Below are 25,631 nucleotides of genomic sequence, written 5' to 3' on the forward strand. Positions count from 1 at the left end.
AGCAAGGCAAAGCCAGATGGGGTGCCGCACAAGTCGCCTGCCTCACGACAGGACTCAGATGATGCGGCTCAGGCGGCCTGGCTCTGCGGGAAGCGGATTCGCGCCACGTTCTGGCTGCCCGGACGTGTCTGCAACTCCAGCGGCCAGGCAAAGCGGTCGCTGATGCGCTGGGCGATGGCCAGCTCGAACCCGTGCCGGTCGGCGCCGTACAGCGGAACCTTGGCGCCGGACTGCTCCTCCGCCAGCGGCTCGGCCTGGTTGGTCACCACCACCATGCCGGGCATCACGGTCACCATCACGCGGCCGCGCTCGGTCTGCTGGCACGCATTGCGGATCAACTGCCAGAACAGCACCGCGAACACCCGTGGCGAACCCTGCACGGCGAACCGCGAGGGCTCCTCCAGCGTCAGCTCCACGGGACGGCCGGCGAGCATGTCGCGGGCGAAGTCGAGCTCATGGCGCAAAGCGTCGTTGACCACGAACAACTCCTCGTCGACGCCGTTGTCCTTTTCGCGCGCCAGAATCAGCAGCGCTTCCACCAGCGCTTCCATCTCCCGCGCCGAGCGGCGGATGCGGCTGAGCGAACGCTCGCCGAAATCGCTGAGCCCCTCTTCCTCGGCCAGCATGTCCACCGACATCTTGATCACCGTCAGCGGGCTGCGCAGTTCGTGGCTGGCATCGCGGGTGAAGTTGCGCTCGCGCTGCGTATAGCCGGCGATCCGCGTGGCGAAACCGTGCAATCCTTTTGCAAGCGTCGCCACATCCGCGTCTGCCCGGGTCGACAGGCGGTCGGGCGAAAGGGCGTCGACGTCGGGCTGCTGCTCGTTCCAGCCGCTGACCAGCCGCGCCAGCGTGCTGATCGGCAACCACTCGCGCCGTGCGGCAAGCCATGCCAGCGTAGAGGTGATCGCGATCAGCACCAGCACGGCACCGATCGGCGCCACGTTGTACGCCCCCATCATCACGCTGATGCCGACCGCGAGAAGCTGAAGCACGAAGATGATCGCGATTCGACGCTGGAACGCGCCGGCCCGGAAGTGTGCCGGTGCTTGAGGAGTACCCCTGTTATTCATGACGATGTTGCGCAACACATTCCGGTTATCTCAAGCGGACTGCGTCGCGGTGGCCACCTCCGAGTCGAGGTCGGCAAGACGGTAGCCGGCCGAATGAATCGTGTGCAGCAGGGCGCGGTCGAACGGCTTGTCGATGACGCGGCGCAGGTTGTAGAGGTGTGAGCGCAGGGTGTCGGAATCGGGCAGGGTATCGCCCCAGATCTCCCGCTCGATGTCGCGTCGGCTCACCACCCGGGGCGACTCGCGCATCAGGATCGCCAGCAGCTTCAGGCCGATCGGCGACACGGTCAGCTCCTGCCCGCCGCGGGTCAGGCGCAGCGTGGCGGTGTCCAGCGTCATGTCGCCGACGGTGAGCACCTCGGTGGATACCTGGCGGCGGTCGCGGCGGATCAGGGCACGCAGGCGGGCCTCCAGCTCACGCACCTCGAATGGCTTGACCAGGTAATCGTCGGCGCCCGCTTCCAGCCCCACCAGCTTGTCTTCCAGCGTGTCGCGGGCGGTGAGCATCAGCACCGGGGTGGACTTTTTGGCGTCCTTGCGCAACTTGCGGCAGACGTCCAGGCCGTCCATGCCCGGCAGCATGAGATCCAGCACCACCACGTCGTAGCTGTTGGAGACCGCCAGGTGCAGCCCGCTCACGCCATCGGCGGCATAGTCCACCGAGTAGCCGCGGCGCTCCAGGAACTCGCCCACCATCTCCGCAATCTGGCGATTGTCTTCCACCAGCAGCACCAGGCCCGACTGTTCGTCACGTACGCTCATAAGTGTGTCTCGCCGTTTCCCGATTTCACGTTTGTGAAAGGCTACCGGTCGGCGCAGTGACCACAATGTGAAAGAGCGGGGCGACGTTTAGCCAACGGTCAAGAACGGCGCGGCGCTCAGCGCGTCGCGCTCAGCAGCGGCTTCAGCTCCGTCCACACGTTCTCCAGCACCCGAGGCTCCGCGGTGGCCAGCGGATGCAGGCCGTCGTCCTGCATCTGCGCCGGATCCAGCGCCACGCCTTCGAGCAGGAACGGCAGCAGCGCGGTCTGTTGCTTGCGCGCGAGCTCCGCATAGATTGCGCGCAAGCCGTCGCGGTACTGCGGCCCATAGTTCACCGGCAGCTCGATGCCCAGCAGCAGCACGCGTGCGCCACTCTTGCGTGCCATGGTGATCATCGCGGCGAGGTTGTCGCGCAGCGCGTCCAGCGGCAATCCGCGCAGGCCGTCGTTGGCGCCCAGCTCGATCACCACCACGGCGGGGCGCTCGCTCGCCAGCAACTTCGGCAGACGATGGCGGCCGCTGAGCGACGTTTCGCCACTGATGCTGGCATTGACCACGCGCCAGGGTGGCGCCATCTTGCCCAGACGCTCGCCCAGCAGGTGCACCCAGCCCGCTTCGACAGGAATGTTGTGCGCAGCGGACAACGAGTCACCCAGCACCAGTACGGTCCGTGCCGGCGCCGCCTGCGCGGCCGTCGCTCCCCACAGCAGCAAAACCCCCAGTGTGCAAAGGAAACGACGCATGAGTGACTCTTCCCGTCCGGTGCTTGAAGCGGTCGATGTTAGCAAGACGGTCACCGGCCCCGAGGGCACGCTGACCATCCTGCGCGGCGCCACTCTGAAGGTGCACGCGGGCGAGAGCTTCGCCATCGTCGGTGCCTCCGGCTCGGGCAAGACCACGCTGCTCGGGCTGCTCGCGGGGCTGGACCTGCCCAGCAGCGGCAGCATCCGGCTGGACGGCCAGGCGCTGGAGACCCTCGACGAGGAGGCGCGGGCCGACCTGCGCCGGCGACTGGTCGGCTTCGTGTTCCAGTCTTTCCACCTGCTGCCCGCGCTGACCGCCGAAGAGAACGTGATGCTGCCGCTGGAGCTGGAAGGCGCCCGCGACGCCCGCGCGCGGGCGCGCGAGGCGCTGGATGCCGTCGGCCTGGCGGCGAGGCGCCGGCACTATCCTGCCCAGCTTTCCGGCGGTGAACAGCAGCGCGTGGCGATCGCCCGCGCGTTCGTGCACGGCCCACGTCTGCTGTTTGCCGACGAACCCACCGGCAACCTCGACCAGCGCACCGGGCACCACGTCGCCGATCTGCTGTTTGCGCTCAACCGCGACCGCGCGACCACGCTGGTGCTGGTGACGCACGACAGCGCACTGGCGGCACGCTGCCAGCGACGGATCGAGCTGGAGGAAGGACGGGTGCTTGGCGCCACGGCGACCGAAGGCGCGAACGCATGAACATGCTCCCGCTCGCGCTGCGCAGCCTGCGCCGCGAATGGCACCTGCCGGAACTGCGCACGCTGGCCGCGTCGCTGGTGCTGGCGGTGGTGGCGCTGGGCGTGGTTGCCACGCTGGCCACGCGTATCGAGCGCGGCATGCTCGCCAGCGCGGCCGAGCTGATCGGGGGCGATATCGGCATCAGTGCGCCGCAGGCGCTGCCCGCCTCGTTCGTCGATGAAGCCACGCAAGACGGCTTGCGCGTGAACCGGGTCGCCAGTTTTCCTAGCGTGGCCTTTACCCAGGGACGCAGCCAGCTGCTGGACGTGCAGGCCACCGACGACGGCTATCCGTTGCGCGGCACGCTGGAGCTGCACGACGCGGTCGGCAGGAACGTCCCGGGCCGGGCGCCCCCGGGCGGCGCTGTCTATCTCGACCATCGCGCGCTGATCGGTTTGGGGCTGCAGGTCGGCGACACCGTGCAGGTGGGCGGGCGCGACCTGCGCATCGCCGCCGAACTGGTGCGCCAGCCCGATGGCGGCGAGCTGTTCGCGCTGGCGCCGCGGGCGATCATGAACCTGCATGATGCCCGCGCCGTCGGCCTGCTTGGCATGGGCAGCCGTGCGCGCCATCGCCTGCTGCTGGGCGGGGAGCCGGACGCCGTGCAGCGCTGGCGCCGCTGGGCGGAGTCCACCACGTTGCCGCAGGGCGCCCAGTTGATCACGCCGGAACAGACCCAGGAGCGCATGCGCACCGCATTCGATCGGGCCAGCGCGTTTCTGCGTCTCACCGCGCTGTTGTCGGCCCTGCTGGCCGGGGTGGCGATTGCGCTGGCGGCGCAGCGCTACGCGCGGCGCAAGACCCAGGAGGTGGCGCTGCTGCGTGCGCTGGGCACCTCGCGCAAACGGGTGATGGCGCTGCTGCTGGGTACGCTCGGCGCGCTCGCGGTGCCGGCGGTGGCGATCGGCATCGCGCTCACGCTGGCGCTGGCGCAGGGCGCCTGGCTGGTGGCCAGTTCGCTGTTCGGCAACGTGCCGACTCAGCTGCCGCTGATGCCGGCCTTTGCCGCCGCCGCGGTGGGTGTCGCGGTGCTGGCGGGCTTTGCGCTGCCGCCACTGGCACGGCTGGCCGAGGTGCCGCCTGTGGCGGTGTTTCGTGCCAGCGTGGCGCGCCGCGTGCGCCGCTTCGATGCGCTGTATTTCATTCCTGCACTGGTCGCGCTGGCGCTGATCTGGGGCCAGAGCGACTCGGCGAAGATGGCCGGCATCCTCGCCGCCAGTTTGCTCGGCGTGGCGGCCATCGCCGCCGGGCTGGCTGCGCTGCTGCTGTGGCTGGCGCGGCGCACCGCGCCCGGCGCGCACCCCGCCTTGCGGCTGGGGCTGGCGGCGCTGGCGCGGCGCCGTGGCCTGAGCCTGATCCAGGCCACGGCGCTGAGCCTCGGGCTGGTCGCCCTGCTGCTGCTCGCCGTGGTGGCGCCATCGCTGCTGGAAGGCTGGCGCCGCGAGCTGCCGACCGACACGCCGAACTGGTTCGTGCTCAACCTGCAGGACGAACAGCGCGCCGGCTTTGCGCAGGCACTCGGCGGGCTGGGCGCGCAGCAGCTCAACGTGCTGCCGCTGGCCGTCGGCAAGCTGGTGGCGATCAACGGCACGCCGGTAGACAAGCTGCCGCTCACCGACGAACGCGCCAAGGACTGGACCGACCGCCAGCTGCGCCTGTCATGGACCGATGCGCTGCCGCCCGCCAATCGCCTGGTCGCCGGCAGCTGGTTTGCACCGCACCCGGCGCAGGCGCAGGTATCGGTGGACGCGATGTGGCGCGACATGTTCCATCTCAAGCTGGGCGACACGATGCGCTTCAGCATTGGCGAGAAGGACATCGATGCCACCGTGAGCAGCGTGCGCGAGGTGGACTGGAGCTCGTTCCGGGTGAACTTCTTCCTGCTGCTGGATGCCGATCACGCCAGTGCGCTGCCGCACAGTTACCTGGGCAGTTTCTACCTGCCGCGCGGACGCGCCGATGCGCTGGCGAAGCTTTCGCGCGACTACGCCAACCTCAGTCTGATCGACGTCGATGCGCTGCTCGACCGGGTACGCGAAATCGTCGACCGGGTCAGTAACGCCGTGCGCTGGATCCTCGGCTTCAGCCTGCTCGCCGGAGCGCTGGTGCTGGCCGCGGCGCTGGCCGCCAGTGCCGCCGAACGCCGGCATGAAGCCGCCCTGCTGCGCACGCTGGGCGCGCGCCGGGGCCAGCTGCGGGTGGCGGCGGCGTGCGAGTTCGCGCTGCTCGGCGCGGTGGCCGGATTCACCGCGGCCATCGGCGCCGCCGGCACCGGCTGGTGGCTGGGCCGCGCGGTATTCCATATCGACGGTTTCTCGCCGCCGCTGCTGCCGCTGGCGCTGTACGCGCTGCTCGCCGCGGTGGTGGTTATGCTGCTCGGTCTGGCCGGTACGCGCGCGGTGACGCGCACCTCGCCGATGCGGCTCTTGCGCCAGGCCTGAGCGTCCGGCCAAGATCGCGGCGGCTCGCCCGGCGTGCCGCCGCACCCGATCCTCCCGGAGACTGCATGTACACGCTCTACTACTCCCCCGGCACCGCCAGCATGGTGGTGCACATGGCGCTGGTCGAAACCGGCGCGCCGCATGAGTTGAAGCTGGTGGACATCGAGCAGGGGGCTCAGCGCGACCCGGCCTATCTGGCACTCAATCCGCGCGGCGTGGTGCCCACGCTGGTGATCGACGGGCGCGCACGGCATGAGTCAGCCGCGCTGCTGATGATGCTGGCCGACCGCCATCCCGAGTGCGGCCTGGCGCCGGCGCCGGGCACGCCCGACCGCGAGGCGTTCCAGCAGTGGCTGGTGTATCTGAGCAACACGCTGATGTCGACATACCGCTTCTGGTTCTACCCGCCGGAACTGGGTGAGCGCGAGCACCCGCCGCACGTGCGCTCCGCGCTGGCGGCGAAGATCGAGGGCGTGTGGGACTACCTCGACCGCGAACTGGCGGCGCGCGGCCCTTATCTGCTGGGCGAGCACTTTTCCGCCGCCGACCTGCTGCTGGCGATGCTGATGCGCTGGTCGCGCAACATGCCGCGCCCGGCCAACCAGTGGCCGGCGCTGGCGCGCCTGGCCGAGCTGATCCGCGGCCGCGAGAGCTGGCAGCGCGTGTATGCCATCGAGGGCCTGAGCGGGTGGTGACAACCCCCCCGCCGGGGCGGCTTGCGCACTGGCTCAAGGCGGAATGGCTGCTGCTGCTGTTCGGCGCCGTCGCGGCCGTGCTGGCGCTGGCCGATCCGCAGCCGGCAACGCGCTATCGGCACTGGCTTCAGCTGCCCACGCTGGCCGGATTGATGGGCCTGATGATTGCCATCCAGGGCATTTGCGACAGTGGCCTGGTGCAGCGCGCCGCTGCGGTGCTGGTGGCGCGGGCCGGTTCGCTGCGCGGACTGGGCCTGCTGCTGGTGGCCAGTGCCGCGGTGGTGTCGATGGTACTCACCAACGACGTGAGCCTTTTCCTGCTGGTGCCGCTCACGGTAGCGATCGGTGCGGTGTCGAGCCTGCCGGTGCTGCCGATGGTGGTGCTCGAGGCGCTGGCGGTGAACGCCGGCTCTGCCCTGAGCCCGATCGGCAACCCGCAGAACCTGCTGCTGTGGCAGAGCGCGCACCTGCCGTTCTTTGCCTTCGTGCGCGGCATGCTGCCAGCGGCGGCGGTGATGCTTCTGCTGCTGGCGGTGCTCACGTTCGTGTGGCTGCCGAAGGGTCGTACCACGCTCGACCCCGGCGCGCTCGCCGATCGACGCGTGGACCCGCTGCTGGCCAGCGTGTCGCTGGCGGCGCTGGTCTCGATGGTGGTGCTGATGGAGCACGGCCTGGCGCTGGAGGGTGCGCTGGGACTGCTGATCCCGTTCGGGCTGCTCGCCCGCGACAGCCTGCGCCGGGTCGACTGGGCCCTGCTGGCCACCTTCGCCGCGATCTTCCTGGGGCTCGGGCACGTTGCCGCGCTCGGCGTGGTGGATCGGGCGCTGGACCCGTTCGACTTCCACCGGCCGCTCACGATATTTCTTGCCGGCGCGCTCGCCTCGCAGCTGATCAGCAACGTGCCGGCCACCGTGCTGCTGCTGGACCGCAGCAGCGATCCCATTGCGCTTGCCGTCGCCGCCAACGTCGGCGGCTTCGGGCTGGTGATCGGTTCGCTGGCGAACCTGATCGCGCTGCGGCTGGCGAAACAGCCGCACGGGCTGCGGCTGTTTCATCGAGTCTCGATCCCGTTTTTCCTGGTGTGCGCGCCACTGGGCTACCTGGCGTGGCGCTGGCTCGGGTGAGCTGCGTGATCAGTCGTCGTCGCGCGGCACGCTTACCTTGCCCTTGACGCCGCTGTAGTCGACGTCGCCGCTGCCCTTGGCGCCGAGCGACAGATCGCCGCCGACATCGCGCACCTGCAGGTCGCCCGAGCCGATCGTGTCGGCATGCACGCTGCCACCGACCTGCTTGATGGTGACGTCACCGGAGCCGATGCTGCCCACCGACGCATCGCCGCGTACCCCGCTCACGCGTGCATCGCCCGAGCCGACCGAGCCGAGCGACAGGCTGCCCACGTCGCTGGCGTCGATGTCGCCGGACCCCACGCTGGCGGCGAAGCGGCCGGCGATCTGGCGCACGTTGAGGTCACCCGAGCCCACCTGTGCATCGAGTTGCTGCACGCCGCTCACGTCGGCGTCGCCCGAGCCCACGGTCAGCGCCACCGGCATGCTGGCGGGCAGCGCCACGTCCAGTTCCAGCGAGTTGTAGGAATTGCCGAACATGCTGATGTGCATGCCCCGATGCTCGGCCACCTCGATGATCAGCTGATCACCCTCGCGACGCTGGCGCACCTGCAGATCGTCCAGCGTGGCCTGATCGGACGCGCAGGCACGGCCCTTCAGGCTGAGCGACGTACCGGCGCCGGTTCGGCCCACCAGATGCAGCGTTTCGGAGCGCAGCGAGATCTGCACGCCACGCACGCCGGCGAGGTCGGCGTCGAGATTGCGAGGGGCTTCGTACTTGCATTCGCTGGCCGCCAGCGCGGGCAGCGGCGCAGCCAGCAGGGCGGCAACGATCAGGAGATGGCGCATGGAAGAACTCCTTACAGTCAGGGAACGATCCGCGATGGGATGCCCCGGCCCGGCAAAAGGTTGCAAGCGCCGCCGCCGCGCGGTCAGCTGTTGCCGGCCTCCTCGCGCTTGACCGTATCCCACAGCGCTTCCTGCGCATCGAGCGCGCGCTCGGCGAACGGCACGCCAGTGGCGTCGGCGATCGCCTCCATGCGCCGGAAGCGGCGCTCGAACTTGGCATTGGCGTGGCGCAGCGCCTGCGAGAAATCCACGCCCGCGTGGCGCGCCAGGTTCACCAGCACGAAGGCGACGTCGCCGATCTCGTCCTGCAGCCGGGCCGTGTCGGCACCGCCGGCAAACTCGGCCCGCACCTCCTCGATCTCCTCGGCGAGCTTGTCCAGCACCGGGCCGGGCTCGGACCAGTCGAAGCCGGTGCGGGCGGCCTTTTCCTGCAGCTTCTGCGCACGTTTCCACTCCGGCAGGCCGCGCGAGACCCCGGCCAGGGCGCTGCAGTCGGCCGCCTCGCCCTTCGCCGCGCGCTCCTGCGCCTTGATTGCATCCCAGGCGACCTTCTGTGCCTCGACGTCGTCGTAGCTCACGTCGCCGAACACGTGCGGATGGCGGCGGATCATCTTCTCGCTGATCGCATGGGCCACGTCGGCGAAGTCGAACAGCCCCTGCTCGCTGGCCATCTGCGCATGGAACACCACCTGCAGCAGCAGGTCGCCCAGCTCGTCTCGCAGGTCGCCCCAGTCCTCGCGGTCGATCGCATCGACCACCTCGTAGGCTTCCTCGAGCGTGTACGGCGCAATGGTGGCGAAATCCTGCTGCACGTCCCACGGGCAACCGCGCCCGGGATCACGCAGGCGGGCCATGATGGCAAGCAGGTCGTCGAGGTGATGGCGGGTCATGACGGCAACGTTTCCATGAGGCTCAAGGAATGGACCGGGCGCTAGCGCATCCGCGCAGCGCGCCAAGGCAGGCGGACTATCACGCAGAAGGCGCCACCGGTGAGCGCGCCGCACGCCAGCGCCACGGCATCTCCGAAGGCGCTCAACGGAGCGCCGAACGCGGCGGCGAGGGCGGCCAGCGCGCCGGCGACCAGCACCGCGGCAGGAAAGATGTGGATTGCGTCGAGGCGGCCCCGGGCGCTCAGCCAGAGCAGGCCCGGCAGGCTGACGAGCAGGGCCGCACCGCAGGTGGCAAGGGTGAGGCCGAGCGTGGCGAACGTCGCCGGCCAGCCGTGCAGGCCGGTAAAGTCTCCGCGGCCTACTGCATCCAGTGCCGCGACCGCGGCCAGCACCAGCGCAGGCACCCACGGCGCCACCAGCAGGCCCAGCCAGAGCGGTCGCCGTGATGCACCCGGCGGGGCCGTTGCGCCTGCCGCGGCCCGGCCGGTCATCCGGGGATGGAAGCGGCCAGTCGGGCCGCCCAGTCGATCTCGGTATCGCCCACTGCGATGAACTCCGGGTTGAGCAGCGACTCGCCACGGTTGTAGCGCAGCGGCGCGCCTTCCAGATCGAGCACCGCACCGCCGGCCTCTTCCAGTACGCACTGGGCCGCGGCGGTGTCCCATTCGCTGGTGGGCCCGCGGCGCAGATAGACGTCCGCGTCGGCGCGGGCGATCAGGCAGAACTTGAGCGAGGAGCCCATCGGCAGCGGCTCGTGCGGCCCGCCGAGCAGGGCATCGAGCAGGGCCTCGCCGGTGCCGCCGTGGGAACGGCTGCCGGCCACCACCGGCGGGCGGGCCAGCGCACGGCTGCGCAGCGGCTGCCACGGCGCCGAGCCCTCGCGGCGCCACGCTCCTGCGCCGCGCTGGGCGACGTATGCATCTCCGGTCACGGGCGCCAGCACCACCCCCAGCACCGGCCGATGGCGCTCAATCAACGCGATGTTGACGGTGAACTCGCCATTGCGCTTGACGAACTCGCGCGTGCCGTCGAGCGGGTCGACCAGCCAGTACCGTGACCACTGCCGGCGCACGCTCCAGTCGCTGGCGCGCGCCTCCTCTGACACCACCGGCAGCACCTCGCCCAGTTCCGCCAGCCCCTTGGCGATGACGGCCTGGGCGGCCAGGTCGGCGGCGGTGAGCGGCGTGCGGTCGTCCTTGTGCTGCACGGCGAAGTCGCTGGCATAGATCTCCATGATCGCCACCGCGGCGGCCGCGGCGATATCGGTGACCTGCAGCAGCAGCGGCGACAGTGACGACCCGCTCATGCGCGATGCATCCGGCCGGCGAGGTATTCGCGCGCCATGAAGAGCGCGGCGATCGAGCGGCCTTCGGTGACGTCGTCGCGGCTGATCAGCTCATGCAGGTCGGCGAGCTTCCAGTGCACCACTTCAAGCGGCTCCGGCTCGTCGCCTTCCAGTCGCTCCGGATAGAGATCCTGCGCCAGCACCACGTGCGCCATGTGGGTCATGTAGGCCGGGGCGAGCGAGAGGTTGTGCAGGATGGTGAGCCGGTTGGCACCGTAGCCGACCTCTTCCTTCAGCTCGCGGTTGGCACCCTGCTCGGCGGTCTCGTCCTGGTCCAGCCGACCTTTGGGCAGGCCCAGCTCGAAACGTCCCAGGCCGGCGGCGTATTCGTTCACCAGCAGCACCGTCTCGGCGTCGATCATCGGCACGATGATCACGGCTCCGAGGCCGTGCGACTTGAGCCGCTCGTAGGTGCGGCGCTCGCCGTTGGAGAACTCCAGGTCGAGCTGCTCGGCCCGCAGGAAGGTGCTCTGGGCGACATCGCGCCGCGCGTGGATGATCGGTAGTTTGGCCATCCGGACATTCTAGCCCGCGCGTGCCGCGACCCCGCCGGTGCGCGGCGGCACGGCGCACCCTCGCCAGGCTCCATACGTCTTGCGTTTGCACATGCGCCACACATCAGCGCACGGGTGGGCGCGCCTGCACCGCGCCGGCTGGCGATGCTGCATCGCGCAAATATCTTGTTGATTATCTTTGACTTTTTCGCATGGCGGCAGGACCGCATCGGTGCCCATACTGGAGCGTACGCACCCTGCCCGCGCCTTTGCGCTCCCGACCAGGAACCCTGCCATGCGCCGCTTCACCTTCATCTTCCGCGCCCTTCTCGCCAGCCTGCTGCTGAGCATGACCGCCCTCGTCCCCGCCACGGTGCACGCTACCGACAGCTACACGCGTACCCGTTATCCGATCGTCCTGGTGCATGGCCTGTTCGGCTTCGACCAGCTGTTCGGCAGCGTGGATTACTGGTACGGAATCAGCGGCGGGCTGCGCGCCGGTGGCGCCACCGTGTATGTGGCCAGCGTGAGCCAGCTCGGCAGCGACATCACCCGCGGCAATCAGCTGATCGAGCAACTGGACAACCTGCGCGCCGTGCACGGCTACAGCAAGTTCAATCTGATCGGGCACAGCCAGGGCGGCCTGACGATCCGCTACGTGGCCGCCGTGCGTCCGGACCTGGTGGCGTCGGTGACCAGCGTCGGTACGCCGCATCGCGGCAGCGCAGTAGCCGACGGGATCGCCGTGCTGGCGCCAGCTGGCAGCGTGCAGCGTGCGCTGGCCGAAGGTTTCGCCACCGCGCTGGCCAACCTCATCAGCAGCTTTTCCGGCGGCCAGTCGTCGCAGAACGCGATGGACGCGCTGACCCAGCTCTCCAGCAGCGGCACCGCCAACTTCAACGCCCGCTTCCCGGCCGGACAGCCGTCGACCGCCTGCGGTAGCGGCGCCGCGTCGGTCAACGGCATCCGATATTTCTCCTACGGTGGCACCGGCGTGCTCAGCAACGGGTTCGATGCCTCCGACGCGCTGCTCGGCGCCGGCAGCCTGTTCTTCTTCGGAGGCGCCAGCGATGGCCTGGTCGGCCGCTGTTCCAGCCACTGGGGCACGGTCATCCGCGACAACTACGGCTGGAACCACCTCGACGAGGTCAACCAGCTGTTCGGCCTGCGCGGCCTGTTCTCGGCCGATCCGGTGGCGGTGTACCGCAGCCAGGCCAATCGCCTGAAGGGTCTCGGCCTCTGATGTGGCGGGTCTGGCTCGCGCTGGCAGCGGTCGCGCTGGGAGCACTTGCGTGGCTCGGGCGCACTCCGGCCATTGCAACGGCGGCGAGGCAGATCGAACCGGTGGCCGCCAGCGCGCTGGCCGGCGCGGGCGGGACCGTGCCGCGCCGGCCGGCGACTGTCTTCCCGCTCCCGGCCGACCCCCATCGCGCGCTGCGCGACGGCTCGCTACGTGGCACCGCCGTGGATGGCGGGGTGACGATCGGCTTCGCCGGCCGAGTGGCAGCGGATCCGGCGCTGCGAAGGCTGTTCGACTACTACCTCAGCCTGCTCGGCGAGACCGATCTCGCCGGCGTGCGCCTGCTGCTGCGGGAGGATCTGCAGCGGCGGCCGATCGACGTCCCCCAGCAGGCCGCGGTGATGGCTCTGTTCCAGCGTTACGTCGCCTATCAGCAGGCGCGCACCGCGCTGGCCGCAGCCGATGGGAGCCGCGACCTGCCTGACCGGCTCGCGCAGGACCGGGCGCTGCGCGAGCGCCTGCTCGGCCCGGTGCTGGCGCAGGCCTTCTATCCCACGGCCGACGCAGACGATGCCCTCCTGCTGCGCCAGCTGGCCCATGCCGACGCGCCCGATCCGGACGCCGCGGACGACCACGCGCTGGCCACCGTCGCCAGCACCGTGCAGGCACAGACGGAGCAATTCGCCGAGGCCGGGCTCACGCCGGCACAGCGGCATGCCGAACGCGCGGCGATCTGGGGCCCTGTCGCCGCGGATCGGCTGGCTGCGCTGGATCGCCAGCGCGCACAGTGGCAGCAGCGGCTCGACGCGTTCGCCGCCGAGGCACTCTCGTTGCAAAGCGACCCGTCGCTCACCCAGGCCCAGCGGCGGGTGGCGCTGCAGCAGTTGCTTGACCAACGCTTCGATGGGCCGGAGCGACTGCAGGCGCAGGCAATGTGGCAGGCAGGCCTGCTGCAACCGGCGCGTTGAGCTCGGCAGCAGGCGCAGGGGAGAACTCGCCCGTAGGTCTCCCGCGGAAGGGCTACACCGGCTGTTCCGCCGCGACCCGGGTCAGCGGCGCAGCCGTGCCAGCGCGTCGGCATGCAGGGTCGGCGTGCCGGCCAGCACGCTGCGCGTGTCCAGCGTGAGCGGCGCGCCGTCCAGATCGGTGAACACGCCGCCGGCCTCGCGCACGATCACCGCCAGCGCCGCCACGTCGAGGATGTTGACGTCCGACTCGATCACCAGATCGAGGCTGCCACGCGCCAGCAGGTGGTAGTGGCAGAAATCGCCATAGCCGCGAATGCGGTTGGCGTCGCGGATCATCTGCCCCAGCGCGTCCCAGCGCGCGTCGGCGGTGAGCGTCTTGACGTTGCCGGTGGAGATCGAGGCCTGCGCCATCGCTGCGGTCGGAGCCACGCCTACGCGCTCTCCATCGAGCCAGGCGCCACCGCCGGCGTGCGCCCACATCGTCTCGCCGTAGACCGGCGCGCTGGACACGCCAAGCACCAGCCCGCCGGCGTGCATCAGCGCGATCTGGGTGGAGAAGAACGGCGTGCGGCGCACGAAACTCTTGGTGCCGTCCAGCGGATCGACCAGCCACAGCAGGCCATCGCGCTCACCATCCAGACCAAACTCTTCGCCGTAGATCGCCGCCCCCGGCAGCGCCGCGGTGAGAATGCGGCGGATCGCCAGCTCGGCCTCCCGATCGGCAATGGTGACCGGGGTATCGTCGGACTTCAGCTCCACGTCCACGCCCTTGCGCCAGTAGTGCAGGATCACCTCGGCGGCGGCCGCGGCGGCTTCGCGCGCGGCGGTCAGGGCGGCGGTGAGGTCGACAGGCGTCATCGGGAGGCTCCGGCAGACAGGGCGCCGACACCGGCGCCACGTTGAAGATGGACCACGCCTTGCGCATCCGGCGGACCCAGGCGGGTGAGCCAGCGTTGCAGCGCGGGGTCGGCGTGGCGCGCGGAAAGACGCGCGTCGAGGCGCCAGCCGATCGGGCTCAGCTGGATCACGCCCGCCAGCGCCAGCGGCCCGGCGCCGGCATCGTGAAGGTCGGCGCGCAGCACGCCGTGGCTTCCGCTCAGCTCCGCCAGCAGTTCACCCAGGGCCACGGTGGCCTGGGGTGTCTGCATGACCGCTTCGGGCCACCGCACACGGCCGGTGACGCTGTCGGGCCAGCCATTGATCACCTGCATCTGCTCCAGCTGCAGGATCACCTCGCCGCGCGGCACTCCCCACGGGGTGGCCGGTGGCTGCGGCAGCGCGTCCAGCGTCACCGCCAGCTGCACGTCGCGCCAGCGCGCATGGTTTCCGTCTTGCGCCAGGTCGGCGTGACCGCGCACGACTGGCCCTGCGACCGCGGCATGCAGCCGCACCTGCCCCAGCAGGGCGCGGCGGGACAGCTGCCAGTCGAGTCGGCCCAACGCCGTGCCGTCAGCCAGCACCACCTCGCCCACCCGACCGTCCCACATGCTGCCCGACACCGCGCGCAGCTGGGCACCGCCCAGCCGCGCCTCGACCAGCGGCACGAACCAGCGCGCCGGCGCGAACCACAGCACCAGCACCAGTGCGGCAAGCACGGCGGCAAGGCCCAGCAGCAATTTCTTCCACCACTTCAACGGATGGGCTCCGGCTCGGTTCGTGGGCGCGGCTTGAGTGGCCGGCGCGGGCCCACGATCATAGCCGGATGACCAAGCACGACCGCAGCAACCACGCACTCGCCCAGCGCGACCTTCGCCACCTGTGGCACCCCTGCACGCAGATGCACGACCATGAGCGCATTCCGATGGTGCCGATCGTGCGCGGCGAGGGCGCCTGGCTGATCGACGCCGACGGCCGCCGCTATCTGGATGGCATCAGCTCCTGGTGGACCAACCTGTTCGGCCACGCCAACCCGCGCATCGCCGCGGCGCTGGCCGATCAGGCGCAGCAGCTGGAGCACGTGATTTTCGCCGGCTTCACCCACGAACCGGCGATCGCGCTGGCCGAGGAGCTGGTGCGCATCACGCCACCGGGGCTGGAGCGCGTGTTTCTCGCCGACAACGGATCGGCGGCGATCGAGGTGGCGCTGAAGATGAGCTTCCATTACTGGCTCAACCAAGGCCACGGCGAGAAGACCCGCTTCATCGCGCTCAGCGGCAGCTACCACGGTGAGACGCTGGGCGCGCTCTCGGTGAGCGATGTGGCGCTGTACCGCAAGACCTACGCGCCGCTGCTGCTGACGCCGATCCTCACGCCCTCGCCAGACACCTACGAAGGCGAGCCGGGCGAGACGCCGCAGCAGATCGCCGCGCGCCGGCTGGGCGAACTGCGCACGTTGCTGGAGCGCCATGCCCATGAGACCTGCGCAGTGATCGTCGAACCGCTGGTGCAGTGCGCCGGCGGCATGCGCATGTATCACCCGGATTACCTTGCCGGCCTGCGCGCGCTGTGCGACGAGTTCGACGTGCACTTCATCGCCGACGAGATCGCCGTGGGTTTCGGCCGCACCGGCACCTTGTTCGCCTGCGAACAGGCCAGCGTGTCGCCCGACTTCATGTGCCTGTCCAAGGGTCTGACTGCCGGCTTCATGGCGCTTTCGGCCGTGCTCACCACCGAGCAGGTGTACGAGGCGTTCTACGCCGAATACAGCGCCGGCAAGGCCTTCCTGCATTCGCACAGTTACACCGGCAACCCGCTGGCCTGTCGGGTGGCGCTGGAAACGCTGGCGATCTTCCGCGAAGAGCCGGTGCTGGAGCGCAATCGCCAGCTGGCGGCGCAACTGGGTCGTCGACTGGCGCCGCTGCGCGACCATCCGCACGTGGCCGATGTGCGCCAGACCGGCATGATCGCCGCGGTGGAGCTGGTCGCCGACAAGGCCAGCCGCCGGCCGTTCCCCGCCGAGCAGCGGCGTGGCCTGCGCGTCTATCTGCATGGCCTCGAGCATGGCGCCCTGCTGCGGCCGCTCGGCAACATCGTCTACTTCATGCCACCGTACGTGACCACCCCGCAGGAGCTCGACCAGCTGGTCGACGTGGCCGTGGCCGGCATCGAGGTGGCACTGGCCAACTGACGCGGTCGAAGTGGCGCCCGGCGCTCCGCTATCCTGCGCGCTTCATCGCTGTTGGCTGTTTCCATGCGCACCATCCGCATCCACGTCGAGCAGACGCTCGTTCCAGGCCACACCGTGACCCTGCCGGCCCAGGCAGGCGAACACGTGGCGCGGGTGCTGCGGCTGGGCGTGGGACAACCACTGGTGCTGTTCAACGGCGACGGCCACGACTATGCCGCGACCATCGTCGCGGTCGACAAGCGGCAGGTGTCGGTGAGCGTTGGCGACCGCTGGGCGGTGCAGGCGGAGTCATCGCTGCCGCTGGTGCTGGCCCAGGGTCTGGCGCGCGGCGAAAAGATGGATCTGATCGTGCAGAAGGCGACCGAGCTGGGGGTCCAGGCGATCGTGCCGCTGCTCACCGAGCGGTCCGAGGTGAAGCTCGATCCATCCCGCGCAGCCAAGCGCCTGGAGCATTGGCAGGCTGTCATCGCCAGCGCGTGCGAGCAGAGCGGCCGCGCGTGTCTGCCCACCCTTTGCGGGCCGCTGCCGCTGGCGCGGTGGCTGGAGTCACTCGATCCGCAGTCTGCCGCGCTGAGGCTGGCCCTGCTGCCCGGGGGCTCGCAGCGCGCGGGCGAACTGGCACCCACCGCCGCTGGCGCCATACTGGTGGTGGGGCCGGAGGGAGGCCTGGGCGAGCGCGACGTCGCACTGCTCGAGAAACATGGCTTCGCGGGACTGCGGCTGGGGCCGCGGATTCTTCGTACCGAAACGGCAGGCCTTGCCGCGCTGGCCGCGCTGCAGGCGCTGCACGGCGATCTCTGAGCCGATACGTCGGCTGCGCCCATGCGCCGCCGACGGCCCGGTCAGGCGGCGAGCAGCCCTGCCAGCTCGCGCTCGATCCCTTCCAGGTCGGGGATTACCGCCATGTCGTCGCGCACCAGTACCTGCGCACGCACGCCGGGAGGCAGGGCCGTGCCGTCGTGCGTGGGGATGATCAGCTCGGCGTTGAGCGTGGTCAGTCGCGGGAAGCCCTGCGTAAGCACCGCGATGAACGGCAGCTCCGGATTGTCTCCCAGTGCCTTCAACACGGCCACGCGCAGGGCGAGATCCGGATCGCCCTCGCCCGCGCCGGCGAGCTTGGTGAAAGAGACCAGCGGCACGCGCCAGCCGCGCCAGGCGATTCGGCCGAGCAGCCAGTGCGGCGCGTCCGCCACCGGCTCGGGCGTGGGCAAGGTGATCACTTCCGCCACGGTGGCGTTGGGCAGCAGCAGGCGAAGGTCGCCCACCGGCACCAGCACGCAGCGGATCTCGCGCGGCAGGGGTTGTTCGCTCATCAGTATTCCTCGATCAGGCGCGCGGCCAGCTCGGCCGCCGTGCCGGAAAAATCGGCCAGCCGCTCGGCCATGACGCCGCTGACCATGTCGGCGAAGTGTTCGCCCGGAGCATCTTCCACCCAGACGCGCCCGCCGCGATCGTGCACGGCCTGGCAGCCCGCCATCGCGTCGTTGGCGCGTCCGGCGAACAGGATCGCCAGCGCGTCGATGCCGAAGATGTTCGCGACCGCGGTGAAACTGGCATCGATCGACGGGCTGCTCGCCGGTACGTCCTGAGAGGCTTTCAGCTCGACCGTGCCGTCGCGCAGCACGCGTACGTGATGCTCCGGTGGTACCACCAGCAGCTCGCCCGGACGCGCCGGCTGCTCGCTTGCCGCTACCCGCACCGACAGTGCGCAGTGACCGGCCAGCTCCTGCACCAGCTCTTCGACCGGCCGGCCGCCCAGATGCTGGGTCAGCACGATCGTGGCTCGCATGCCGGCAGGCAGACGGGTCAGGAACTCACGCACCGAGGCGCGGCTGTCGGTGGTGGCACCGACCAGCACCACCCGGCTCAAGCCGCCGGACAGCTCTTCCAGGAACATCTCGCTCGGGCGTCCGGATTCGTACGGCTTCGGCGCCATCGCTTCCTCGAGCGACACCAGCTCCAGGGTCATGAATGGCTCCGATGTCGGCTCGGCCGAGTCCGCCTCCGGCGCCAGGTAGTCCGTCGCGCTGAGCTTCTCCACCCCGAAATCGGACGCCGAGGGTCGTACGATGGCCGCCGGGGGCTGATCGTCGTCCACCAGCGACCACGCATCGGAGACCCGCGGCGCGGTTGCCGCAGCGGCACCCGTGGAGGACGCCGGCACGGCCGTCCCGGGAACCGGTTCGGACGTCGGCACGGGCTCATCGTCGAGCAGTTCCAGGCCGACCGTAGCGATGTCGGCGCGGTCGTCCGCATCGCCAAACGTGTCGTCGGCAAGGCTCACGTCCACTGCGGGAAGATCCGCTTCGGAGCCGCCGGCGTTATCGAGGAAGTCGCCGTCATAAAGTGGCGCTTCGCTACCGAAATCAAGGTCGCCCAACGCGAGCTCGTCGAGCTCGAAATCATCGAGCTCCAGATTGTCGTCGTTGTTGACGCCGTTCGAGTGCAGGTCACCCGCATCGGCGAGGCTGCCCGCCGCCGCAGGCAGCGGGTCGGCGTACAGCAGCTCGGCGGCGCCTTCGTCGGTCGTGCCCGGTAGCGGATCGCCCGACAGCAGGGCCTCCAGCTCGGCTTCCAGCGACTCCGACTCCGCCGCGATCTCCGATTCGTGCGTACGCGCCACGACGTCGGCAACGGCGTCATCGGCGGAAGCAAGCAGACCGTGCGGCGGTACCGATGCCGCCGGTGCCAGCTGCTGTTCCTCGATGGCCGGCGCCGGCGGGCGAGGCGGATCCACGTCGCCCTGCGCCAGCACCTTGGCCGCCAGGTGTCGAGCCCAGCGGGCACGAGCCCACCCGTCAAGCGATCGGCTGGACTGGGCCTCGTTGAAGACGATCCGGGGCCGATCACCCTGGATCACGTCGTCGAGGCGATCGAGCACCTCGTCCACCTGATCATCGAGGTTGATCACGACCACGTCAGCGTCCAGCCGTTGCATCAGCTCGAGGCTGAGGCCGGCCAGGCCGCCCTCGTGCACGATGCGGGCGCCGTGCTCTTGCAGCGCCTCGCGCAGGTGGACGCCCAGCTCATCGTCGTCGAACAACAGGGCGACGGCGGTCGTTTCAGCCATTGGCCAGCTCCATCGCCCGCTGCTCGAGCACCTCGCTGATCTGCGCCAGCAGCTCGGCCTCCTGATACGGCTTGCCGAGATAGCGATCCACGCCGATATCGAACGCGCGCTGGCGGTGTTTGTCGCCGGTGCGCGAGGTGATCATGATGATCGGGATATCGCGGAAGCGCGGATCCTCCTTCATCTGCGTCGCCAGCTCGTAACCGTCCATGCGCGGCATCTCGATGTCCAGCAGCATCAGGTCCGGCACGCGCTCGTGCAGTTTCTCCAATGCATCGATGCCGTCCTTCGCCGTGCCCACCTCGTACTCGTGGCGCTCCAGCACGCGGCCGGTGACCTTGCGCATGGTGATCGAGTCGTCGACCACCATCACCAGCGGCTTGGTCCGCACCTCTTCGATCAGTGGCGTGGAGATGGCGCTCAGGCCCTCGGCCAGCCGCTGCTCGCGCCGCGCGATGCCGTAGCGGACCAGCGGTGCCAGATCGAGAATGATCAGTACCGAGCCGTCGCCCATGATGGTCGCGCCAAGCAGGCCCGGCACCGAGCTGATCTGCGGACCGACCGACTTGACCACGATCTCGCGCGAGCCGATCACCGCGTCGATGCGGATCGCCGCACGCAGGTCGCCGGCACGGGTCAGCAACAGCGGCAGCTGCGGCTCGTCCGTCGCGTAGCTCGGCGGCAATCCCAGCAGATCGCCCAGGTCGTGGATGCCGTAGTCCTCGCCGTTGTGCAGGAACGACGGCTCGTCGGCGGCCATGTGGATCGCCAGCTCGTCCGGCGTGATCCGCGCCACGCCCTGCACCGAGGTCATCGGGATGGCAAAGGTGGACTCGCCGATACGCACCAGGATCGCCTGGGTCACCGCCAGCGTGAACGGCAGGCGCAATACGAAGGTGGTGCCCTTGCCCGGCTGCGACTCGATCGAAAGCGAACCACCAAGCTGCTTGATCTCGTTCGCGACCACGTCCATGCCGACGCCACGGCCGGCCAGCTGGGTCACCGAGCTGGCGGTGGAGAAGCCCGGCTGGGTGATCAGCGCCAGCAACTGGTCGTCGCTGGGCTTGGCCTCGGCGCGAAGCATGCCGCGCTCGACGCCGCGCTTGCGGATCGCCTCGCGATCGAGGCCACCACCGTCGTCGCTGACCCGCACCACCACCTCGGTAGCCTCGCGGGCGACCCGGATGCGCACCGAACCTTCCTCCGGCTTGCCGGCCTTGCGGCGCTCCGCCGGCGACTCGATGCCGTGGGCGATGGCGTTGCGCAACATGTGCTCGAACGGCGCCTTGATGCGGTCGAGCAGGTTGCGGTCCATTTCACCGTGCGCGCCCTCGACGTAGAGCTGGGCACGCTTGCCCTCCTCCTGGGCGGCCTGGCGCAGCGTGCGGCGGAGGTTCGGCACCATGGTGTCGAACGGCAGCATGCGAGTGCGCAGCAGGCCTTCCTGCAGATCGGCGCTGACGCGCGACTGCTGGATCAGCAGGGTCTCGGACTGGCGGGTGAGCTCGTCGAGCATGTTCTGGATGGAGACCAGATCCGACACCGACTCGGCCAACGCACGCGAGTACTGCTGCAGCTGCGAGAAGCGGTCCAGCTCGAGCGGATCGAACACCGCCATGCCGGCCTCGCGATGCTCGCGCTGGAAACGGGCAATGATCTGCGCCTCGGTTTCGATCTCGAGCATGCGCAGCTGGCTGCGCAGGCGCACCACGGTCTGGTCCAGCTCGACCAGGTTGAAGCGGTAACCCGCAACCTGCTGCTCCAGGCGGGAACGGTAGATCGCCACCTCGCCCGCGTGGTTGACGAGGTTGTCGAGCAGCTCGGCGCGGACGCGGATCTGTTCCTGCGGCGAGCGCGTCTCGTCGTGCCCATCGGACAACAGCTCCGGCAACAACTCCGGCAGGTCCACCTGCGGCGCCGCTGCGGTGGGCGACGGCACGGACTCGCGAGCGGGCGCAACGTGCGGCTCGTCATCGCGTTCCACCAGCGCCTCTTCGCCGGCCAGCGCGAGCAGGCGATCGATGATGTCCTGCGGATACCGGATGCCCTTGTTCTGACCGATCCGCTGCACCAATGCATGCAGCCGGTCGAAACCCACCTCCAGCGCACCAATCAGCGGGGCGACCTGAGCGGCCTCGGTGCCGATCGGCTTTTCCAGCAACGTCTCGATGGCGTGGGCGAGGTCGCCGACCGGCATGAAGCCGGCAATGCGCGCGCCACCCTTGAGCGTATGCAGGTCGCGTTGCAGTGATGGCACCTGCGCTAGATCGGTCGGCTCGGCGCGCCATTGCGCCAGCGCCTCGTCGGCGTGGTCGAGGATCTCGCGTGCCTCTTCGGTGAACACTTCCAGCAGGTCCGGATCGATGTCGCCGCGCCACAACTCGTGCTCGTCGGCTTCGTCATTGTCGGCTTCGCCATCAGCCACGGCGGGCTCGGCAGCAGTATCCGGCGCAAGTTCCTCGGCGGGTGCCGTGGACTCTGCCTCTGGTTCTGCCTCTGGTTCTGCCTCTGGTTCTGCTTCCGGTTCTGCTTCCGGCTCTGCTTCCGGCCGTGCCTCGGGCTCGGTTCCGGCGTCAGCGTCTGCCTCAAGCATTGCCTCGTCCGAATCCAGGCGCGGCAGCTCAGGGCCGTCCGCATCCAGTGCATCGGCGGGAGAAAGCTCCACGTCATCCAGCGCAACCGCAGGAGAATCCGACAAGGGCTCCTCCCGTTCCGGCGTCGCGGCTTCCGCCACATCGGCGGATTCTTCTTCAGAAGTTTCCTCAGCGGGATGATCCGCCGCGTCGACCGGCGCGTCGGACCACGCCGGATGCGCCGGGGACGGCGGCAGGGCCGCGTCCACCGAGTGGTCGGTGAGGCCCGCGAACATGGCTTCGATGTCCTCTTCGTCCGAGGCCATCGGGGTGAGCGAGGGCTCCGACGAATGCGTCGAGGGCTCGACGCCCTGCGGCTCGAACGCGTCCAGTGCCGCCATCATCTCGTCGGCGAGACGATCGTGATGCTCGCTCTCCAGCGCCTCCTCGCGTCGGGCATCGGCTTCGGCGAGGCTCTCATCGAGCGATGCGCCCGCTTCGTCCTCGGTCCCGGAGTCGTCGTCGGCGTGGGCGTCGAACACCACATGGGCCACCTGCGGCTCGGGCTGCGCATCGCGAAGCTCGATCAAACGCGCGGTCAGGCTGTCGACGTCGGGCAGCTGGGGCTCGCTGACGTCGAACTGCGCCATGACATGGTCGACCACGTCGGCCGAGCGGCCCAGCAGATGCACGCCCTCAGCAGAAAGCGGGGCACCGGCCGCACGCAGGCGCTTGAGCAGGCTTTCCAGCGGCGACAGCAACTGCGTCAGCAGCGGGATATCGACCATGGCGATGGCGCCATGGAGGGTGTGCACGGCGCGCAGCAGGCCGTCCTCGACCCGCAATTCGTCACCGCTGCGACTGATGTGCGAGCGGATCGTCTGCAGGTACTGGGCGACTTCGCTGCGAAGGATCTCGAGCAACACCGAGTCCACCGGCGGCATCACCGGCAGCGGGATGGCCTCGACTGTGGCCGGTGCCTCGCTCTCGGCACTGGCTTCGACCATGCCCGCAAGGCTTGCCTCCGGCACGCTTGCGCTCTCGCTGTCAAAGCTCACGGCACGGCGGCGCACGATGCGACGCACGGTTTCGGTGGCACCGTCACTGACCAGGTCGGAGAGGTCCGCCTGCTCGCCGGCGGCGAGGCGATCGGCAGTCTGCATGATCGCGCTGAGCGGGGCGCTGGGCGTGCCCTCCCCGCGCAAGGCAGCCAGCAACTGCGGTAGCGCCTCGATGGCATGACCGATCAGTGCCTGCACGCCGTCGTGCGGCTGGATCGTCTGATCGAGTACGCGGTTGAGCATGTTCTCCACGCGCCAGGCGAACTCGCCCAGCACCGCGGCACCCACCAGCCGACCGGAGCCCTTCAGCGTGTGGAAGGAGCGGCGGATAGAGGTCAGCGCCGATGTCTGCACCGGATCGGCCAGCCACACCTTGCGCGCCTGGATCAGATTGTCGATCTCTTCCTGCATTTCCTCGAGGAAGATTTCGCGGATGTCGTCGTCGATCCCTTCTGCCGACGACTGGAAGCCCGCGTCTGCGGCCAACGGATCGGCCACGGCGCGCTGTTCGAAGACTTCTTCCTCGATCCACTCGCCCGCGTCGTCCGCCGACGGATCGGATGGCGACGAGGAATGATCCAGGGTTTCGGCAAGCCGCAGCCCGCCGACGTCCTGCGCCGCATCGGCCGGAGCCGGCGCCTCGCCGAACATCAGGCTGCCCAGGTCGTCACCGTCATTGACGCTGACCGACTCGGACAACTCCGGCTGACCGGCGAGTTCTTCCTCCAGCCCTGCCAGCGCCCCAGCGGTCGCCGACGATGAAATCGGTGCGCTCGACACGGGCTCGTCGACGACCTGCGCGCGGCGCGCGGCGGGCACCGGCCAGTAGCCGAGCATCGACAGGCTGTGTTCGGCCACGTCGAGAATGTGTTCCAGCCCGCCGCGATGCTCGCGCGCGGCCTCGAGGTAATACTCCAGGGCGGCCAGGGCGTCGGCGAGATGGTCCATCTGCGCACTGCTGGGTACGCGGCGATCGCCCAGCAACTCGTTGCCGATGAACCGGCCGATGCCGTCGGCCAGCTCCGCCGGGCGGACGCTGGCCAGCATCCGCATGGCGCCGGCGACTTCGTCCATCTGCGCGGGCGCATCGCTCAGCTGGGCGTGCTGCCAGCCCGATTCCACGAAAGCCACGATCGCATCCTTGACGCGACCGGTGTTGGCGGTGGCTTCCTGCATGAGCGTCGCCAGGATGTGGCGTGCCTCGCTGCGCGGAAGGGTAGGCGCGGCGCCATGATCGGCCGACTCCTCACTGCTGCCGAGGCTCTCGATGTGATCGTCCAGCGACGCTTCCACATAAAGCAGCGCACCGGCCACGTCGAGCAGCGTCTCGTCTTCCGGCGCGCGCAGGCGATTGGCGATTTCATCGATGATCCGCCGCTGCTCGTTGATCACGCGGCGTGGCACCGCCAGCGCGAGCATGCCCAGGGTGTCGCCGACGCGCTCCAGCACCTCGCCTTGCGGGGCCAGTTGTGCCGGATCGCCGTCGCTCTGGCGCAGGAACAGGTCCAGCGCCTCCTTCACGCGCAGCAGGTCGTCCTTCAGTGCGCGCGAGACGGAGTCAAGCAGCGCGCGGTTGTGTCCGGCCATCGAGCCGCGGGCGTGCTCCAGCTCCGCAGCGTCCGGCAGCAGGCTGTCCAGACCGTAGGTCTCGCGCAGCTGCTGCATCTGCGGACTGCGCTGCTTGGCCTGCGCCACGATGAAGAGCAATTTGCGCGAGAGCTCGTCGGCGTCGCCGCCACGCAGGCTCTCCTCGCCGTGCTCGATCATCTGGCGGATGCAACGGTCGACCTTGCCGATCAGCTGCCGCACCTCGGCAGCCTGGGGCTTGAGATAACCCTGCTCCAGTCCTTCCAGCGCCCCCGCGGCGATCCACCACAACCGCCGCCCGGGCGAGCTGTGGCAACAACCGGTGATCGCGTTCAGCGTGTCGCGCATGCCGAGCAGCTGCTGCGACGCGTTCTGCCCGCGGAACCAGGCCAGCAACTGCTGCTGGAAGCGCAGGCGCAGGTCGGCCACTTGCGGGCGGCGCGCCACCGCTTCGGCCTCGCTTACTGCCGGCGGTGCCTGGGGCGACAGCGGCGCATCGAGCTTGGGGTTGAACAGGGCTACCTCGGTCAGCGCAGCCATCTTGCGGCTGGCGCGCAGCTCGTTGAGCAGCGGCAGCAGCACCACCGGCACATCGCGATGCCCGCTGGAAAGCCGCTCGAGATAATCGGGCAGCTGCATCAGGCCGCGCATCAGTGAAGCGTAGGCCTCCTCGCGGTGCTGGACGTGATCCTCCAGCAGGGAGATGGACAACGTCTCCATCTCGTCGGCAACCATCGCGGCGCCGTAGAGCTCGACCATCTGCAGCGTGCCGTGCACCTGATGCAGGCTGTCGGCGCACGAGCGCATCGCATCCCGGTTGCCCGGGTTGTCGACGTAGGACTCCAATGCATCACGGGCGGCCGCGAGCGTCTCGTCGAGCTCGGGCTTGACCCACTGCAGGGTGGTGAAATCGATGTGGTCTTGAAGTCTCATGCGCCCCTCACTGCGGCTGCGCCAAAAGGCA

21 protein-coding genes are annotated in these 25,631 nt (G+C 69.4%); 8 read left to right on the top strand and 13 right to left on the bottom strand.

All coding sequences use genetic code 11. The features are described 5' to 3' along the window. Positions 1–68: 68 nt before the first annotated feature. From VFG40_RS13450 to VFG40_RS13460, 3 genes are all read right to left on the bottom strand, one after another. The gene (locus VFG40_RS13450) at positions 69–995 is read right to left on the bottom strand and encodes a sensor histidine kinase (RefSeq protein WP_324898314.1); all 927 of its coding nucleotides are present in this window, start codon (positions 993–995) and stop codon (positions 69–71) included. A 108-nt stretch (positions 996–1,103) separates the two neighbouring features. Then, on the bottom strand, positions 1,104–1,835 hold the full coding sequence (locus tag VFG40_RS13455; protein ID WP_324898316.1) for a response regulator transcription factor: 732 nt from the start codon (positions 1,833–1,835) through the stop codon (positions 1,104–1,106). A gap of 116 nt (positions 1,836–1,951) precedes the next feature. Continuing rightward, a complete protein-coding gene (locus VFG40_RS13460) occupies positions 1,952–2,578 on the bottom strand; it encodes an arylesterase (RefSeq protein WP_324898318.1) in 627 nt (208 codons plus the stop codon). Between VFG40_RS13460 and VFG40_RS13465 the strand changes: the two genes are divergently transcribed. From VFG40_RS13465 to VFG40_RS13480, 4 genes are all read left to right on the top strand, one after another. Beyond that, positions 2,577–3,284 carry an ABC transporter ATP-binding protein gene (locus VFG40_RS13465; RefSeq protein ID WP_324898321.1) on the top strand — a complete coding sequence of 236 codons (708 nt, stop codon included), beginning with the start codon at positions 2,577–2,579 and terminating at the stop codon, positions 3,282–3,284. The genes VFG40_RS13460 and VFG40_RS13465 overlap by 2 nt on opposite strands. Then, positions 3,281–5,764, top strand: a complete 2,484-nt coding sequence (locus tag VFG40_RS13470) for an ABC transporter permease (RefSeq protein ID WP_324898323.1) — start codon at positions 3,281–3,283, stop codon at positions 5,762–5,764. Before VFG40_RS13465 ends, VFG40_RS13470 begins: the two co-directional genes overlap by 4 nt. A gap of 65 nt (positions 5,765–5,829) precedes the next feature. Beyond that, positions 5,830–6,459 carry a glutathione S-transferase family protein gene (locus VFG40_RS13475; protein ID WP_324898325.1) on the top strand — a complete coding sequence of 210 codons (630 nt, stop codon included), beginning with the start codon at positions 5,830–5,832 and terminating at the stop codon, positions 6,457–6,459. Then, a complete protein-coding gene (locus VFG40_RS13480; RefSeq protein ID WP_324898327.1) occupies positions 6,456–7,583 on the top strand; it encodes an SLC13 family permease in 1,128 nt (375 codons plus the stop codon). The genes VFG40_RS13475 and VFG40_RS13480 overlap by 4 nt, the downstream gene beginning before the upstream one ends. 9 nt (positions 7,584–7,592) lie before the next feature. Here VFG40_RS13480 and VFG40_RS13485 read toward each other — a convergent pair whose 3' ends face one another. The 5 genes from VFG40_RS13485 to nudE form a co-directional block, all read right to left on the bottom strand. Continuing rightward, positions 7,593–8,372 carry a GIN domain-containing protein gene (locus VFG40_RS13485; protein WP_324898329.1) on the bottom strand — a complete coding sequence of 260 codons (780 nt, stop codon included), beginning with the start codon at positions 8,370–8,372 and terminating at the stop codon, positions 7,593–7,595. A gap of 83 nt (positions 8,373–8,455) precedes the next feature. Beyond that, a complete protein-coding gene (gene mazG, locus VFG40_RS13490) occupies positions 8,456–9,262 on the bottom strand; it encodes a nucleoside triphosphate pyrophosphohydrolase (RefSeq protein WP_324898331.1) in 807 nt (268 codons plus the stop codon). Between the two features lie 41 nt (positions 9,263–9,303). Then, entirely contained in the window at positions 9,304–9,753 is a 450-nt protein-coding gene (locus VFG40_RS13495; protein ID WP_324898333.1) for a hypothetical protein, read from the bottom strand. Further along, positions 9,750–10,568 (bottom strand): 3'(2'),5'-bisphosphate nucleotidase CysQ, encoded by an 819-nt coding sequence (gene cysQ, locus VFG40_RS13500; protein WP_324898335.1) that lies wholly within the window; start codon positions 10,566–10,568, stop codon positions 9,750–9,752. The genes VFG40_RS13495 and cysQ overlap by 4 nt, the downstream gene beginning before the upstream one ends. Next, positions 10,565–11,122, bottom strand: a complete 558-nt coding sequence (nudE, locus tag VFG40_RS13505) for an ADP compounds hydrolase NudE (RefSeq protein WP_324898337.1) — start codon at positions 11,120–11,122, stop codon at positions 10,565–10,567. Before nudE ends, cysQ begins: the two co-directional genes overlap by 4 nt. Before the next feature lie 274 nt (positions 11,123–11,396). Here nudE and VFG40_RS13510 point away from each other — a divergent pair, with 274 nt between their 5' ends. Next, positions 11,397–12,344, top strand: coding sequence for a lipase family alpha/beta hydrolase (locus tag VFG40_RS13510; RefSeq protein ID WP_324898339.1), 948 nt, complete (start codon positions 11,397–11,399; stop codon positions 12,342–12,344). After that, positions 12,344–13,309 carry a lipase secretion chaperone gene (locus VFG40_RS13515; protein ID WP_324898341.1) on the top strand — a complete coding sequence of 322 codons (966 nt, stop codon included), beginning with the start codon at positions 12,344–12,346 and terminating at the stop codon, positions 13,307–13,309. The genes VFG40_RS13510 and VFG40_RS13515 overlap by 1 nt, the downstream gene beginning before the upstream one ends. An 81-nt stretch (positions 13,310–13,390) precedes the next feature. On the opposite strand, the gene VFG40_RS13520 is transcribed toward VFG40_RS13515, so the two are convergent. Both VFG40_RS13520 and gspN read right to left on the bottom strand, forming a co-directional pair. Then, positions 13,391–14,167 carry an inositol monophosphatase family protein gene (locus tag VFG40_RS13520; protein WP_324898343.1) on the bottom strand — a complete coding sequence of 259 codons (777 nt, stop codon included), beginning with the start codon at positions 14,165–14,167 and terminating at the stop codon, positions 13,391–13,393. Next, positions 14,164–14,943 (bottom strand): type II secretion system protein N, encoded by a 780-nt coding sequence (gene gspN, locus VFG40_RS13525; protein WP_324898345.1) that lies wholly within the window; start codon positions 14,941–14,943, stop codon positions 14,164–14,166. Before gspN ends, VFG40_RS13520 begins: the two co-directional genes overlap by 4 nt. Before the next feature lie 68 nt (positions 14,944–15,011). Between gspN and bioA the strand changes: the two genes are divergently transcribed. After that, positions 15,012–16,376, top strand: a complete 1,365-nt coding sequence (gene bioA / locus VFG40_RS13530) for an adenosylmethionine--8-amino-7-oxononanoate transaminase (RefSeq protein ID WP_324898347.1) — start codon at positions 15,012–15,014, stop codon at positions 16,374–16,376. Between the two features lie 63 nt (positions 16,377–16,439). Beyond that, positions 16,440–17,177 (top strand): 16S rRNA (uracil(1498)-N(3))-methyltransferase, encoded by a 738-nt coding sequence (locus VFG40_RS13535; protein ID WP_324898349.1) that lies wholly within the window; start codon positions 16,440–16,442, stop codon positions 17,175–17,177. A gap of 41 nt (positions 17,178–17,218) precedes the next feature. On the opposite strand, the gene VFG40_RS13540 is transcribed toward VFG40_RS13535, so the two are convergent. The 3 genes from VFG40_RS13540 to VFG40_RS13550 are packed head-to-tail and all read right to left on the bottom strand — an operon-like array spanning position 17,219 to position 25,600. Beyond that, on the bottom strand, positions 17,219–17,689 hold the full coding sequence (locus tag VFG40_RS13540) for a chemotaxis protein CheW (RefSeq protein WP_324898351.1): 471 nt from the start codon (positions 17,687–17,689) through the stop codon (positions 17,219–17,221). After that, positions 17,689–19,446 (bottom strand): chemotaxis protein CheB, encoded by a 1,758-nt coding sequence (locus VFG40_RS13545; RefSeq protein WP_324898353.1) that lies wholly within the window; start codon positions 19,444–19,446, stop codon positions 17,689–17,691. Before VFG40_RS13545 ends, VFG40_RS13540 begins: the two co-directional genes overlap by 1 nt. Then, on the bottom strand, positions 19,439–25,600 hold the full coding sequence (locus tag VFG40_RS13550; protein ID WP_324898355.1) for an Hpt domain-containing protein: 6,162 nt from the start codon (positions 25,598–25,600) through the stop codon (positions 19,439–19,441). Before VFG40_RS13550 ends, VFG40_RS13545 begins: the two co-directional genes overlap by 8 nt. Positions 25,601–25,631: the final 31 nt, after the last annotated feature.

It is taken from the genome of Dyella sp. (assembly GCF_035685805.1).
Taxonomy (GTDB): Bacteria; Pseudomonadota; Gammaproteobacteria; order Xanthomonadales; family Rhodanobacteraceae; genus Dyella_A.